Annotated in this window: 11 protein-coding genes; 5 read left to right on the forward strand and 6 right to left on the reverse strand. The window is 54.3% G+C overall.

What is annotated here, in order from left to right; translation table 11 throughout:
• Nucleotides 1-51: 51 nt before the first annotated feature.
• Nucleotides 52-378 carry a thioredoxin TrxA gene (gene trxA, locus K0H80_RS01705; RefSeq protein WP_011864144.1) on the reverse strand — a complete coding sequence of 109 codons (327 nt, stop codon included), beginning with the start codon at nucleotides 376-378 and terminating at the stop codon, nucleotides 52-54.
• 171 nt (nucleotides 379-549) lie between these two features.
• On the opposite strand from trxA, the gene rhlB reads away from it, so the two are divergent.
• From rhlB to K0H80_RS01720, 3 genes are all read left to right on the forward strand, one after another.
• Complete coding sequence (gene rhlB, locus K0H80_RS01710) at nucleotides 550-1,857, forward strand: ATP-dependent RNA helicase RhlB (protein WP_220043993.1); 1,308 nt, start codon at nucleotides 550-552, stop codon at nucleotides 1,855-1,857.
• Nucleotides 1,857-2,789 (forward strand): Ppx/GppA phosphatase family protein, encoded by a 933-nt coding sequence (locus K0H80_RS01715; RefSeq protein WP_220072869.1) that lies wholly within the window; start codon nucleotides 1,857-1,859, stop codon nucleotides 2,787-2,789. Before rhlB ends, K0H80_RS01715 begins: the two co-directional genes overlap by 1 nt.
• 337 nt (nucleotides 2,790-3,126) lie before the next feature.
• A complete protein-coding gene (locus K0H80_RS01720; RefSeq protein ID WP_258406153.1) occupies nucleotides 3,127-6,060 on the forward strand; it encodes a TonB-dependent receptor in 2,934 nt (977 codons plus the stop codon).
• Between the two features lie 54 nt (nucleotides 6,061-6,114).
• Here the strand turns inward: K0H80_RS01720 and K0H80_RS01725 are convergent, their stop codons facing one another.
• Together K0H80_RS01725 and K0H80_RS01730 are read right to left on the reverse strand one after the other, a co-directional pair.
• Nucleotides 6,115-6,651: a thioredoxin family protein gene (locus tag K0H80_RS01725; protein WP_144200080.1), complete on the reverse strand. Its 537-nt coding sequence runs from the start codon at nucleotides 6,649-6,651 to the stop codon at nucleotides 6,115-6,117.
• Between the two features lie 229 nt (nucleotides 6,652-6,880).
• Entirely contained in the window at nucleotides 6,881-7,459 is a 579-nt protein-coding gene (locus K0H80_RS01730; protein WP_220072871.1) for a nucleoside triphosphate pyrophosphohydrolase family protein, read from the reverse strand.
• Nucleotides 7,460-7,876: 417 nt separating this feature from the next.
• On the opposite strand from K0H80_RS01730, the gene nhaC reads away from it, so the two are divergent.
• A complete protein-coding gene (nhaC, locus tag K0H80_RS01735; protein ID WP_220072872.1) occupies nucleotides 7,877-9,397 on the forward strand; it encodes a Na+/H+ antiporter NhaC in 1,521 nt (506 codons plus the stop codon).
• A gap of 125 nt (nucleotides 9,398-9,522) precedes the next feature.
• Here nhaC and K0H80_RS01740 read toward each other — a convergent pair whose 3' ends face one another.
• From K0H80_RS01740 to K0H80_RS01750, 3 genes are read right to left on the reverse strand one after another with little or no spacing between them, the layout of a single operon-like run.
• Nucleotides 9,523-10,143, reverse strand: coding sequence for a TlpA family protein disulfide reductase (locus tag K0H80_RS01740; RefSeq protein ID WP_220072873.1), 621 nt, complete (start codon nucleotides 10,141-10,143; stop codon nucleotides 9,523-9,525).
• Complete coding sequence (locus tag K0H80_RS01745) at nucleotides 10,140-10,586, reverse strand: cytochrome c-type biogenesis protein (protein ID WP_220072874.1); 447 nt, start codon at nucleotides 10,584-10,586, stop codon at nucleotides 10,140-10,142. Before K0H80_RS01745 ends, K0H80_RS01740 begins: the two co-directional genes overlap by 4 nt.
• A 2-nt stretch (nucleotides 10,587-10,588) precedes the next feature.
• Entirely contained in the window at nucleotides 10,589-12,544 is a 1,956-nt protein-coding gene (locus tag K0H80_RS01750) for a heme lyase CcmF/NrfE family subunit (RefSeq protein WP_258406154.1), read from the reverse strand.
• A 473-nt stretch (nucleotides 12,545-13,017) separates the two neighbouring features.
• On the opposite strand from K0H80_RS01750, the gene K0H80_RS01755 reads away from it, so the two are divergent.
• Complete coding sequence (locus K0H80_RS01755) at nucleotides 13,018-15,063, forward strand: cytochrome c3 family protein (RefSeq protein WP_220073895.1); 2,046 nt, start codon at nucleotides 13,018-13,020, stop codon at nucleotides 15,061-15,063.
• The last annotated feature ends 58 nt before the right edge of the window (nucleotides 15,064-15,121 follow it).

Below are 15,121 nucleotides of genomic sequence, written 5' to 3' on the forward strand. Positions count from 1 at the left end.
GCTGTGTCGAGAATCACTTTCTATGACAAAAATGTCATAGGGATCGAAGCATTATAGTTGTGCGTCGATGAACTCTTTAAGTTGAGTCTTAGAAAGGGCGCCTACTTTAGTGTCGGCTAGCTCACCATTCTTGAATAGAAGCAGTGTTGGAATGCCACGTACGCCGTACTTAGCCGGAGAGGCGTTGTTTTGGTCTACGTTTAGCTTAGCGATAGTTACCTTACCGGCATATTCGTCTGCAACGTCATCCAGGATTGGGGCGATCATTTTACAAGGGCCGCACCATTCTGCCCAGAAATCAACGAGGACTGGCAGGTCTGATTTTAAAACGTCGTTTTCAAAGCTGTCGTCGCTTAGGGTAATAATTTTATCGCTCATGATGTTCTCCAGTTAGGGTGCCATTGCTGGTTTGTTAATGGCTTAACCTGTATATTGGGTCTGAAATTCGCTTTTCAAGAGTTATTCGCGGCTTTCAACGGTCTTTTTTTATTAGCCGTTATTTCAAACGATCGAGTTCCTTATTGCAACCCTAACTGGTATGCTTGCGCTATGAGCGAAACACATTTAACTAATCAAAAGTTTGCCGACTTTTCTCTGCATCCAGAGATACAACAGGCACTAGTCGAAAGCGGCTTTGAATATTGCACGCCTATCCAGGCATTATCATTACCGATTTTACTCGAACATAAAGATATCGCAGGCCAAGCGCAGACGGGTACAGGTAAAACCCTGGCTTTTCTGGTCGCCACCTTCAATCATCTGCTAACCACACCCATCCCCGACGGACGTCAACTCAATCAGCCCAGAGCCATAGTGATGGCACCGACCCGCGAACTGGCTATTCAGATCGCCAAGGACGGGGAGCTGCTGGCAAAACATACCGGCCTTAAGGTGGGTATTGTCTACGGCGGTGAGAGCTACGAAGTGCAGCGCAAGGTGTTGGATAAGGGCGTCGATATCCTGATCGGTACCACTGGTCGCATCATAGATTATGTGCGTCAGGGGGTGATCAACCTCAGCGCCATCCAGGCGGTGGTGTTGGACGAAGCCGACCGCATGTTCGATCTCGGTTTCATCAAAGATATCCGCTTCCTCTTCAGACGTATGCCAGACGCCAACGAGCGTTTGAACATGCTGTTCTCGGCGACTCTGTCGATGAAGGTGCAGGAGCTGGCCTACGATCACATGAATGATCCCGAGAAGGTCGAGATCGCGCCAAGCGAGAAGACATCTAAAAACATCACCGAAGAGATCTTCTATCCGTCGATGGAAGATAAGATGCGTCTGCTGCTAACTCTGATCGAAGAAGATTGGCCAGAGAAGGCGATCGTATTCTCTAACACTAAACACAGCTGTGAAAACCTCTGGGCACACCTGGAGGGTGACGGTCACCGTGTTGGCCTGCTCACCGGCGATGTACCGCAGAAGAAACGTATCCGCATTCTCGAGCAGTTCACCGAGGGTCAGCTGGATATCCTGGTCGCCACAGACGTTGCGGCGCGCGGTCTGCATATTTCAGACGTGTCTCATGTCTATAACTATGATCTGCCGGATGACTGTGAAGACTATGTACACCGTATCGGTCGTACCGGACGTGCGGGTCAGAAAGGGGTCTCTGTCAGTTTCGCTTGTGAAGAGTACGCCCTGAACCTGCCGGCTATCGAGCACTATATTCAACATAGTATTCCTGTGACTAACTACGACAGCGAAGCGCTGCTCGATGATATTCCGCCACCAGTGCGCATTCATCGTAAGCATTCGCCACGTCCTACAGGCCGTTCCGGTGGTGGTAAGCCACAGGGTGGTCGTCCAGGTGCACGTCCAAGACGCCACGATAGGACCCGTAGACACAGTTAATGAAGCACTCTGGCGTCAGTCCCTTGTATGCGGCCATTACCTTAGGCTCGAATAGTTTCAATATGCTGGTGGCGCAAACCCGCGCCGGCAAGCCGACGGTAGTGGCCAAGTATAAGCGCAAGGTACGCCTTGCCGAGGGGATAGGCGCTGATGGTGTGCTCTGCCCCGAGGTGTTCGACCGTGGCCTGGATTGTCTGCAGATGTTTTCGCAGATGCTGGACCGCGAGGGGGTGAGTCGTGACAATATCGCCGTCATCGCCACGGCGACGCTGCGCAGTATCAGCAACGCAGACGCCTTCTGCAAGGCAGCCTTACCTATCCTGGGACAACCCATAGAGATCATCTCCGGCCTGCGCGAGGCTGAGCTTATCTATCAGGGCATGGTCGCCACCACTGTGGGTGAGGGGCGACGCCTGGTGATCGATATCGGCGGCGCAAGTACCGAGTTCATCATAGGCGATGGCAATAAGGTGCTGCTTAAGACCAGCCTTCCCATGGGCTGTGTCACCTTCAAGGATAAGTTCTTCAACAGCTTCCCATTTCAACAACTGGATTTCGATGCGGCCCAGAGCCAGGTCGAGACCGCCCTGGGTGACTATCGCAGGCAGCTGACCGATTATGGCTGGCACTGCGTGGTCGGCGCCTCGGGTACGGTACAGTCTGTGGTGGAGCTACTCAACGATCGCGGCGTCTCCGCCACCATTACCCCGGCAGTGCTAGCCGATCTCAGGGGCGAGGTGCTGGCACAGACAGATGTGAGCCTGCGAGACATTCGCGGCCTCCATAGCGAGCGTGCGCCCACCTTTGCCGCTGGCTTAGCCATACTATCTGCCCTGTTTAATCTGCTCGACATTCAGTCCCTCAATCTCTCCGGCGGCGCCCTGAGAGAAGGCGTGCTGCATCAACTTGCCCAGCGAGTCTTGGCCGCCTAATTCTGCCTTTTATCGGCGATAGCCAGCATTTAGATGGCACCCTTAAAGTTCGTAATTTCTTCCCTCTTGCTAAGCAATATTTAAATTATCTAAATATTTTCAGATGTTTATCTAATTTCGCTAGCCATCTTCTTCTCAGCATCTCTACATGAAGATCTTTTGTATATTGAAGATTGTATAAAATATGTCTTTTGTGTTATGTTTTTGTTGCGTTCAGGGGCCGTACCCATAAAACACCACATTCATCGCCCTGAATGTCAGCAAAATAATAAAGAGAAGGGAGATAAAACTTATGTCAGGAAGTAACGCTACTAGGCGTTTTGTCCCGAGGAAAACCTTGGCGGCAATCGCAGTCGGCTCGGCGCTCATGTTGTCTGCGCCCGCCGCGATGGCGGCCGATGGTCTGGGCACAATTAAAGGGCACATCACGAGTTCTGTCGGCGCAGATGTTAATAACGCCAAGGTGATCATTCGCCACGAGAGCAAGGGTATAGTCAAAGAGACCACCACAGGTGCCAACGGCAGCTTTTCATTGAAGGGCCTGCCCATAGGTAACTACACTATCACTATCGTCAAAGATGGTTTCTACCAGGTACAAGAGCAGCATGTAGCCGTGACCGTGGGTAACGCCTTGACCTTCGATGTGGCGCTGGATGCCCAGAACAACGAAGTTGAGCGTATCGCGGTGACAGGCGCCCGCATCAGTCGTGTCGATACTTCGAGCACCACTAACTCTCAGGTGATCTCTATCGAGGAGCTTAATCAGCTGCCGGTAGAGTTAGACTCCACCTCAATCGCATTGTTGAGCCCTGGTGCGGTCGCCGGCGATAACGGTTTCGGCGGTGTTGCCATCGCAGGTTCTTCGGTGGCCGAGAACGGCTACTATCTAAATGGCCTGAACATTACCGATCTGCGTAAGGGGATGGGCGATATCGATTTGCCTTGGGAAGCGATCTCGCAGACAGAGGTACAGACTGGCGGCGTGTCGGCGGAATATGGCCGTTTCATCGGTGGTGTGGTCAACCTGGTGTCTAAGTCGGGTGACAACGAGTGGAAGTTCGGCGCCAAGGCCGAAGTAGCCCCGGATGCCTTGGCCGAACCTGTGCCGCGTATGAAAGATGACGGCAGCATAGAAACCGTATCCGATGCCTATTGGCAAGAAACCGAATATAACCTCTGGGCGTCTGGCGCCCTTATCGAAGATAAGCTCTTCTTCTACGGCCTGTGGAACCCCTATGGCGAAGAGTCGACCGCCTATGGCGAGACTACGCTGCGCGATAAAGAGTGGGATACCAACCGCTGGTTTACCAAGGTGGACTGGTTTATCCATGAGGATCACTCTCTCGGTGTGATGGCCTTCAGCAACGAAGGGGATTATGCCAGCACCCAGTATCGTCGCAATGACGACGGTAGTCGTGGCGACGCCATCGGCCTTACCGAAAGTACCTACGGCGGCATCGGCTGGAACGCCCAGTACACGGGTTATCTGACCGACGACATCACCCTGTCGGCCATGTATGGTGAGATCACTCAGTCGACCAAGGACAACTCGGGCACCCTAGATCAATCCACCTATGAAGATTACCGCTCAGGCAGCTATCAGCGTCTGGGTGACTGGGTCGGCTATGGTTCGTCTGAGACAGAAGATAAGCGTATCACCTACCGTATCGATCTGGACTGGGTGATTGGCGACCATACCCTGCGCGCCGGTTATGATTATGAGCGTCTCGAGATCGCCGACTTCTACACCCCGCACGGCGATGGCTGGTATGAGTATTACACCGCCGGTGCCGACAACGCCTATGGCCTGGCCGAAGGCACAGAATATGCGGATCTGCGTATCTGGGGTAAGGCGAGTGAGACAGAAAACGTGCACACCGCCCTGTATGTATCAGACACCTGGATGGTCACCGATACGGTAACTGTGAATGCCGGCGTGCGTTACAGCGAGTTCAGTAACACCACAGGCTCTGGCGACAAGTACGTCGACCTCGACGGTCAGTTTGCGCCGCGTCTGGGCGTGACCTGGGATGTGATTGGTGATGGTTCGAGCAAGGTTTACGCCTCTTATGGCCGTTACTTCCAGCCGGTATCGCCTAACACCAACCTGCGCATGGCTTCTGCCGCCTACGATTCGCATATCGTCAGCCATCTCAACGGTGTAAACGCCGATGGCTCGCCTATCCTGGGCGATGAGATCTCTCGCCGCGTGGTGGCCGACGGCACAGTGCCCGATGCCGACCAGTTGTTTAACAACAAGGCCGGTTCCATGTATTCGGACGAGTTTGCCCTGGGCTTCCAACAGCAGCTTAACGATGACTGGGCCGTGGGCATTCGCGGTGTCTATCGCGACCTGAAGCAGTCGATTGAAGACGTCTCCTTCAACTACGGGATGAACCAGTGGATCAAGGAAAACTATGATTCTTCCTGGTATGCCGGTAATGGCGAGACTAGCGCCGAAGACTACTTCGTCGGTGGCTGGTTCCCGACACTGACCAACCCAGGCATAGGCACAGAGATCAACTATGATGTCGACGGCGATGGCGTGAAAGAGACGGTTAACGTGACCGCAGATCAGATGGGCTTCCCTAAGGCGACTCGTACCTATAAGGCAGTTGAGCTGAGCTTTAGCGGTAACGTGACCGAAGACTTTACCCTGAACGGTTCATACACCTGGTCTAAGAGTGAAGGTAACACCGAAGGTCTGGTTCGCTCGGACAACGAGCAGGCCGATCCGGGTTGGACTACCTCGTTCGACTATCCAGAGCTGATGGATAACGGCGAGGGCTACCTGCCTAACGACAGACGCCACAACTTCAAGCTCTATGGTGTGTATCACATCACGGATGATTTGAGTGTCGGTTTCAACTCTTATCTGCAATCGGGCCGTCCGATCAATGCCTTCGGCTTGCATCCGGCGGATCAGGGTTACTGTGTGAAGGCGATCGCCATCGATGGTACCTGTTATGGTCGTGACTGGTACGGCGCTTCCTCTTTCTACGCCAATGGCGAGGCAGCACCGCGCGGCAGCATGGGACGTACAGACTGGGTCTACAACATAGATCTTAACCTGTCCTACACCATGGACTTCGACACGGCGGGACGCCTGAACTTCAAGTTGAACGTGTACAACCTGTTTAACTTCGACGGTATCACGGGTGTGGATGAGCAGTATGAGCTAGACAGTGGCGATAAGAACATCCGCTACGGCTATGCCGACAGCTTCCAGACACCAAGATATGTACGTGCGTCGGTACGCTACGACTTTTAATCTTTAGTCAGATCAAAAAAGGCCGCAATTGCGGCCTTTTTTATTACTGTTCGTTTAGTCGAGAATCTTCGCCAGATCCACCTCGAGAGAGGTTTCTGGACGCTCGACGATACGACCTATCTCCTTGCCATCCTGCTTCACGATGAAGGTTGGGATGCGGGTAAAATCATACTTGGCAGCTAGGCCTTCTGGGTCGAGTTTCTTACGATCCACCCCTATGTAGGTCACCTTGATGTTCGGGTTGTTGGCCGCTTCCATGATACGGATGAAGCGCGGCGTCTCACGGTGACAATCTGGGCACCAGGTACCTATGATGACGACAATCTCGGTTGGTGTCTGCAGCTTCTTGATTGGCGCTATGGCGGCCTCGTCGACCTGGTAGCTCTTATAGCCCTGGGTGAAATCATCAAGCTCTGTGACTAAGGTTTGGGCTTGTACTTCGCCGGTCAGTATCACTTCCTGTTTCTCCTCACTGCAAGTGGCGATAAAGCCTTCCTGCTTTTCATCGAATGCACAGCCATTATTTGCCAGTGCCTGAGTGCTAAAGAACAGCGCTGTGGTGGCAAGTAATGCTTTAATATTATTGGTCATAAATAGTACCTCAGGCCCGTAGACAAAAACCAGAATTGAGAATTCATTTCATTCTGATGCTATTCAATCATCTAAGTTGCACCGAGAGTAGCGCGAATGCGGCGAGCTGTTAACTGGATCACGCCATGGTCGATAGCTTAGCGCAGGGCTTCACACATTTGTCGCTAAATTGCAGAAATTTTCTGCGCTCGGCAACAAGGTGTTAACCCTGCGAGCCACCTACAGTAAGTTAGGCGGCGACCAGCTTGGCCAGATCGGCCGGACGATAGTAGACAGACTTGAGCACCTTGCCTTGACGTACCACCTTACCGGCCATCTCCACATCCTTGGCGCACTTGGCGATGATGAAATCGCCCTTGCGGCTGCCGACGATCTCAACGCCCTGCTTGGCATAGTGGGCTATGGTCTCTTCCAGTTCCTGCTCGTTGCGGCAGACCTTGCTCATGTTGCTCGAATGCACCTCGTCCCAGCAGCGGACGAAGTCGATGTTGCGGTTCTTGGCGACATGCAGCAGCAGATCGATCACATAGCTGATCTCCAAGCGGTCACTCATCTGCGTGGCGCCGAGATGCACCAGGCGGCCCATGAGTACATAGACAGAATCGACGATGGCGTCGGCCTGCTCGACGCGGCTATCGGCCTCGGCCAGCTCGGTCAACTCCTCGATGGCGAGCGAGGTGTGCAGGGTATCGGCCTGCTCATCCAGGCTGGACTCATCTTCGATAGGCAGATCGAAGGTGGAGCGGAACTGATGGATGTCGCGGTAGAGGTGGTCGTAAAGGGGCTGATCGAGTGCGGTCAGTTTCATCTGTATGCCTTATGGGTCTTGAATGTCTATATGCGTGGCGGCAATTTTAATTTAACCGGTCGCTAATTGAAAGTTAGCTCCCTTATACCGGCTGGGTTAGCGGCATACGACCGCGAGAGTAGGGGATTGGCTGCTGTCTGGGTGACTTTTTTCCTGCGGCGCAAGCCAGGGATATATGTGGATATCCTGCATAACCAGTCTCAAAAAGCCGCTCTTGGTGAATTTGTACGCTTTATGGGACATAAGCCCTTTGGTCTCATGGCGTCGATATGCCCGCCCGGTCTGGACTGGATTGTTAAAAATGTGTAACTATGTTTGACCCGTCTGGCGATGAAACGGCCGGTTCATAGTTCAAATGGCTGGTTTGATCGCCGGGGAGAAGAATAGGAAACCCCATAATTATAATAAGGATTACCCATGACCTCTCATCAGCAGTCGCCAGAACAGCCTGGCAGAGATTCGAGTCCCGCGTCGGCTAAACGCCACAAGCAGCCGACGCTACTAGATGCCCTGATCCCCATTATCGCCCTGGTCTGTATGTTAACGGCCTCTGTGTATCTCTTCTCGTCCGACAGCTCCTATGGCGCCAACCAGATCGCCCTGATCATGGCGGCCTGTATCACTCTGGTTATCGGGGTGAAGAACGGCTATAGCTGGAAGGAGATGGAGGCGGGTATCGTCAAGAGTGTCTCGTTGGCCACAGGCGCCTTGTTGATCCTGTTTTCGGTCGGCTCCCTGATTGGCACCTGGATCTTGGCCGGTACCGTGCCGACCATGATCTTCTATGGTATGAAGATCTTAAACCCAGACTATTTCTATGCCGCCTCCTGCCTACTGTGCGCCGTGGTGGCCCTGAGTATAGGTAGCTCCTGGACGGTCGCCGGCACCTTGGGCATCGCGCTTATCGGTGTTGCCGGAGCCATGGGGCTGAGCGTCGAGATCACCGCCGGCGCCATCATCAGCGGCGCCTACTTTGGTGACAAGATGTCGCCCATGTCAGACACTACCAACCTGGCGCCCGCGGTCGCCGGCAGCGAGCTGTTTGGCCATATTCGCCACATGGTGTGGACCACGACTCCGAGCATATTACTTGCCCTGATAGGCTTTTTGTTTATCGGCCTTAACAGCGACAGCAGCGGCGTGGCGACGGATCTGGCTGCGACCATGGCACGCATCGAGACCCAGTATCATCCCGGCCTTCATCTGCTGCTGCCCCTGCTGGTGGTGTTAGTGCTGGCCTACAAGAAGTTACCTGCCTTCCCGACCGTGATTCTGGGTACCTTGGCCGGCGCCATCTGCGCGGCACTGTTTCAGTTCGACGGCGTGATCAAGTTCGTCAACGACGACAGCCTGCCGACTATGGTCGCCCTGGTGAAGGGGATCTGGGTCGCCATGTTCGATGGCTACACAGCTAATACGGGTGATAAGACGCTCGACAGCCTACTGAGTCGCGGCGGCATGAGCAGCATGGTCAATACCGTCTGGTTGATCCTCTGCGCCATGGCCTTCGGCGGTGTGATGGAAAAGACTGGCCTGCTACAGCGTCTGCTGCAAGGGGTGCTGCGTCTAGTGAAATCCAGCGGCAGCCTGATCATCACCACCCTGGCGAGCTGCATCGGCGCCAACTTGATCACGGGCGATCAGTTTATTGCCATCTTGCTGCCGGGTCGTATGCTCAAGGTCGAGTATGAGAAGCACGGTCTGGCGCCGGTTAACCTGAGCCGCGCCCTGGAAGATTCGGCCACCATCACCAGCCCTTTGGTGCCCTGGAACACCTGCGGCGCCTACATGGCCAGCACCTTAGGCGTGGCGACCATCGCCTATCTGCCTTTCGCCTTCTTTAACCTCATCTGTCCTTTCGTCAGCGCGGCCTACGCCTACTATGACATCAAGATTGAGCGACTGGCAGAGAGTGAAGCTGTGGAGGCCGTGGCTTAGGCTTTTCGCCTGCGCCGCTTGGCTTGGTATTGGAAGCGTAAAAAAATCCGCCCGGCGAAATCACTGGCGTCGTGCCGGGCGGGAGCAATAAAGTGATGGTGGGTGGCGCCTAAGGGCGCCATTGCTTAATGAAGATTTTGTGCTTTGTTCGGCTTGGCATATTTGGCGGTGAGCCGTTCCAGATAGGGCTGTACCGCCTTATCGCCCCAGTCTAGATACCCCCTTAGAAATCCGATTAAATTCCCCTCGCCGTCGAAGGCGTAAGTGGCCGGTACTATGTTGGCGGGCAGCATCTTTTCCACCTGCCGCTGAGGGTCAATCAGCGTGGGATATCCCGCCAACTGGTGGCGAGCCAGAAAGGCACCCACCTCATCATGGGCCTCGTCGATGGACAGGGGCAGCACCACAAGATCTTTGGCGAGATTGTCCCGTCTTATCTTATCCATCATAGGGATCTCCTTGATGCAGGGGGCGCACCAGGTGGCCCACAGATTGATTAAGACCAGCTTGCCCCGGTAGTCGCTCAGCTTGACCTGGTCACCACTCAGACTCTCGAAGGTCGCCTCATCGACTTTCCGGGCACTGGTCATCTCTACGAAGCGCGACATGATCATCGGCTTAGGCAGGTTCTCTCCCGTGTCATATACCTTGGCGCTCGGCATCACGGCCAGGGCGTTGCCTGTCGGTGTCATTAAAGTTAGCGCGGACAGGGCGAGGCTTAGCAGGACAAGTCGTGGTTTTCTCATGATCTATCTTCCTGAGAGGGGTTAAAGGATGCGGCGCCAGCTGTCTGCCTGAAATACCAGAATATCGCTAGAGCCAGCAGGCACAGCGGCGCGAAGAACAGCAGGGCGGTGCCGGCACTTAGGCTGGGCATATAGCGGATACGCTCGCCGTAGCGGGCCACCATGAAGTCGACTATCTCATCGCTCGTCTTGCCCTGCTCCAGCTGCAGATAGATCTCCGCCTTGAGCTCGTTGGCGATCGGGCTCTGGGAGTCCTGCAGGCTCTGATTGGTGGACATGGGGCAGCGCAGGCCAGAGGCGATCGCTATCGCCTGATGCTTAAGTTGAGCGGGCGTGCGCCATTGAGGGCTTCCATGAGTTTCTGCTAGCGCCTGGGCTTGTGCTCGAGTCGATCCAAGGCTGCAGGCGAGTGCGAGCAAGAGTAATATCCAATATCCTTTCATCTTCAGGCTCCTTTCACCGCCAGTTGCGGCGAGGGCGCCCGAGACAGTTGGCGCACCTTGCGTGGCAGCAGCAGACTCAGGCCGGCAAGCATCATGATGAGGCCGCCTATCCAGATCCAACCGATCAGGGGTTTGTAGCTGATGCGGATCAGAAACTCCTCCTCGCTCAGTCTATTGCCCATGGAGATATAGAGATCGGCAAACAGGCTGCGATGGATCCCGGCGGCGGAGATCTGCATGGCGTTGCTGTTAAAGGTCTGGCGCTGGGGATAGAGGTAGGCCAGATGCTGCTCGCGTCTGCCTCTCACCTCTATCTTGGCTTGGAGCGCACTGTAGCTGGTGTGGGAAACGGTTTCGGTCGCCCGGTAGATAAAGGTATAGCCCGCCACCTCCTTGCCTTGGCCCGGCCCCATCCTGAGTAGCTCCTCCTGTTGAAAATAGCTGGAGCAGGTGGCCCCAAGTATGCTCAGGGCCACACCCAGGTGAGCAAAGCACATGGCGTAGTAGCGCCTGTTATTCCCAGGGCCTGTGAACGTCGCCAGGCGTTTATGCAGATAGAGCCCAGTACAGCCGAGTAGCCAGAGGCAGGCGAAGCTGCCAAGCAGGAAGTGGGCGGCAAACTCTTTCAGCAGCAGAGCATTAAGAGTAAGGCTGATAAACAGGCAGATAACTGCCAGCGCCGTTAACTGTCTTAGTATGCCTGGGTTTGATACTTGCCAGCGCATCAAAGGCGCGGCGCCCATGACCAGACAGATAAGCCAGATCAGCGGGATGAAGAGGCTATTAAAGTAGGGGGCGCCGACCGAGATGCTCTGACCGCTTGCTACTTCATATAGCAGCGGATAGCAGCTGCCCAGTAAGATGGAGATGGCGGCGACCAGCAATAAGAGGTTGCCCAGCTGCATCAGACTTTCCCGGCTCAGCATATTGCCATCTATCTGTCTGTGCAGCCTGGGGAGGCGGTGAAGCAGCAGGGTAAAGCCGCAGATAGAGACCAGGGCAAATAGGGTCAACATGGCGCCACCGCGCAGGGGATCGGCGGCGAAGGCGTGAACCGACTGCACCACGCCAGAGCGCACCAGGAAGGTGCCCAGCAGGCAGAGGCTGAAGCCTAAGATTGCCAGGAACAGGCTGGTGCCATGAAATCTGTCTCGACGTTCGCCCAAGATTAATGAGTGCATCAGCGCCGTGGCGACCAGCCAGGGAATAAAGGAGGCATTTTCCACCGGGTCCCAGAACCACCATCCGCCCCAGCCCAGCTCGTTGTAGGCCCACCAGGAGCCGAAGGCGTTGCCGCCGGTCAACATGGCCCAGGCCAGTATCGCCCATGGGCGCATCAAGCGGCAGTGCTGTTTCAGCGGCTGACTGTTATCCAGCAGGGCGGCGATGGCTGCGGCGAAACAGACCGCCAGCCCCACATAGCCGATAAAGAGTAGCGGCGGATGCAGAATTAAGCCTATGTCCTGCAGTATGGGATTGAGATCCCGCCCCTCCACCGGGATGCCGGGTAGAAGCCTGGCGAAGGGATTCGATCCTATGAGCAAGAAGGCGATTAGGCCGGCCTGAATGGCGCCCAGCACGGCGTGGAGGTAGTGAAAAAACCGGTCTTTGTGGTTGGGCTGGAGGCTGAGCACGCAGCTCCAGATCCCCATGGCGCCGATCCAGAACAGCATGGAGCCTTCGTGACCCCCCCAGACGGCGGCTAGCTTATAGAGGCTGGCCAGCTGGGTGTTGGAGTTGTTGGCCACATAGGCCACGGAAAAATCATTGCTGAGAAACAGATAGGCCAGGATAAACAGGCTAGCCATCTGCGCCAGGCTATTAAGGCGAATAAAGAGGGACTGGTAAGGCTTAAGCCTGAGTTTGACCCCGCAGGCAGGCATGACAGGGCTCATGGCCGTGAGTAAACATAGGGTCAAGGAGATAATAAGATGTAGTAAGCCAATTTCCGCTGTCATGGTCTTGCCTTCAGCCAAGGGGACCAAGCTACTCATCTATTCGCTGGTGATGGATAAGCCTGGTCTGTCTCTGTTTTGGCCTCACCTTAGGCGAACTCCCAAGCGTATTCTGTGAGCTATCGCAGGGTCTTTTTTAGCTGTTTTCCTGCTCAATATTTTTCATAACTCAAAAAGCCGCTTGAGCTTTTTTGAGATCTAAAAATGTCGCTTTTAAAACTAAAAAATCACACGCGAACACGTCTTAAGCCTCTGTTTAAATTGATTTTATATCTGTTCATAACTCACGAAAAATTCCGTGTGCGCCAGCTCAACTTTTTTCTTCTTTGTCTGTGAAAAATACTGAAATTGCTCAGTTGTATAAGTCGTTCGGTTAACGATTAGGTTTATTCCAATTAATTCCCGCCAGCGAAAAGGATGAGCTGATTTGGAATTAAACATAAACAGATAAAACTAAAAATATTTAGGAGTGAATGATGAGACGATGGAAACTCAAGGTAGCCTTAAGTGCGCTATTTTGTTTCGGTGCCATTGCCATTGCCAATGTGAATGCCGCTGGTGGTAAATACAACAGCGTGCCCGAGATGGGCAAGACCGCCAAAGAGGCGATAGCAAACTATCAGGGCACGGAACAGGTTAATGGTGTTAAAACCCTGCAAGACTATATTGTTCAAGAAGCCGAGCTGTTTGATTTCCTGTTTGAAAACCACCCTATGTTCAAATATCAGGAAGCGGGCAATCTGGTCGGCGACTATCACATCAGTGACCGGGGCGAGGAGTATCTGGACACCGGCCACAGCCCCGAATACAGCAAGAAGGCGGGTAAACCCAGAGCGGTACAGTACCGCCTTGGCGCCAAGTCGATTCTGGATTATCCCAACAACTTCGTCGGCCCAGAAAAGTGCGCCGAGTGTCACGCGACTCAATATGAGAAGTGGAGCCGTTCACGCCACGCCAAGACGATCCGTTTCCCCGGGGATCATCCCGAGGTGGATAACGATCTCAACAAGACAATGTACGGCACTAAGGACACCTCTATTCTACCCGACGGCATCACGCCGGATGTGATCTATGCGACCGTGGGTACGCCCAGAACCAAGTATGGCTTCATCGATGCCTGGTTGGTGCGTGGCTCTTACCATATCGAGGGTGGTTTACTGAAGGATGGCACGGGCAAGATGGTGGCTGGTGCCAACCAGTTCTCACGTGGCTGGGCCGAGTGGCTGACTCCCGAGATGGCCAAGAAGATCAATGCGGTGATCCCTGAGTTTCCAACGACCCTGGAAGCCTATGGCGGTTCAGGCTCTCACCAGTGGGGCATGAGCTCCTATGGCGCCAAGTATCGTAAGGAGATGCTGTTCCAACCCGCCAGCTCCTACTGTGAGGTATGCCATACCTTCAAGTTCGACTTTAAGACCAAGCAGGAGTACTTCGACGCCCTGGGCGATCCGAAGAAGCTGCAGGAACACACCATCAGTAAAGGGATCGCCTGTGAAGAGTGTCACGGCGCTGGCGGCCACTTAGATGGTGGTACCGGCGGCATGCAGTCTAACTGCGAACGCTGTCACCAACGCTTCCAGTACGACCCTGCTATGGCCGAAACCCCTGCTGCTCAGGAGAAGCCTGAGCTGGCCTTCGGCGTGAAGATGAAGTCGCTCTGTCCTTCTTGTGGTACCGAGGGCTCGCAGATGTATGGCTCGGCGCACTACGAGAAAGGGATGCGTTGTACCACCTGTCACGATCCTCACGAGGTTACAGACGGTACCTGGATGTCAGGCATCACTAAGCCTAAGTTGAAGACAGACTGTAAGGACTGCCACGAGGCGCAGACTGTGATTGCCAGCAACACAGACACCCACGCCAACCAGACCTGCCAGAGTTGTCACATGCCTAACATGGGCAGCTGTGAAAACTTCAAGGCGATGCAGTTCCCCGATCAGGCTGGCTTCGATGCGGTGCGTAAGTCGCACATGTGGAAGATCGATGTCGATCCTGAGCGTAAGACACTCAACCCGCCAGAAGGTCAGCCAAGGATCCAGGGACCTAAGGGTGCCAAGGGCTGGACAGTGGCCAAGAACGAAGAGGGTCGTACCTACCTGGATCTCATGTGGTCTTGTGCCCGCACCTCTATCTCAGATCACGACGTAGTGGAAAACAAGGGTTGTCATAGCCAGTTCCAGTCTGAACTCGAGACAGGCCTGCACTACAAGGATCAGCTGGAGATCTACGGTGAAGTGATGAAGTGGCAGAAGCCTATTAAAGAGGTCTTCGGTCAGGTTGAGCAGGCACTGGTGCGTATCGATCAGCTGCTTGAGGTCACCAAGTTGTCTACCGAAGACAAGACTCAGGTGCTGATGCTGGCCGAGAAGGCCCAGGCCACAGTGGATCTGATCAAGCAAGATGGCTCTTGGGGTGTCCATGGCTTCCGTTATAGCCAGAAACGTCTCGATGCAGCCCTCACCTATGTGACTCAGGCGCAGAAGATCTTAGACGGCAGCGGCTATTCGGCCAAGGCCCACTAAGTCTCTGACACTTAGAGATAGATATCTAGGTCAATCACTAACCACCCGGCGCCGTCCC

It is taken from the genome of Shewanella aegiceratis (assembly GCF_019457495.1).
Classification (GTDB): domain Bacteria; phylum Pseudomonadota; class Gammaproteobacteria; order Enterobacterales; family Shewanellaceae; genus Shewanella; species Shewanella loihica.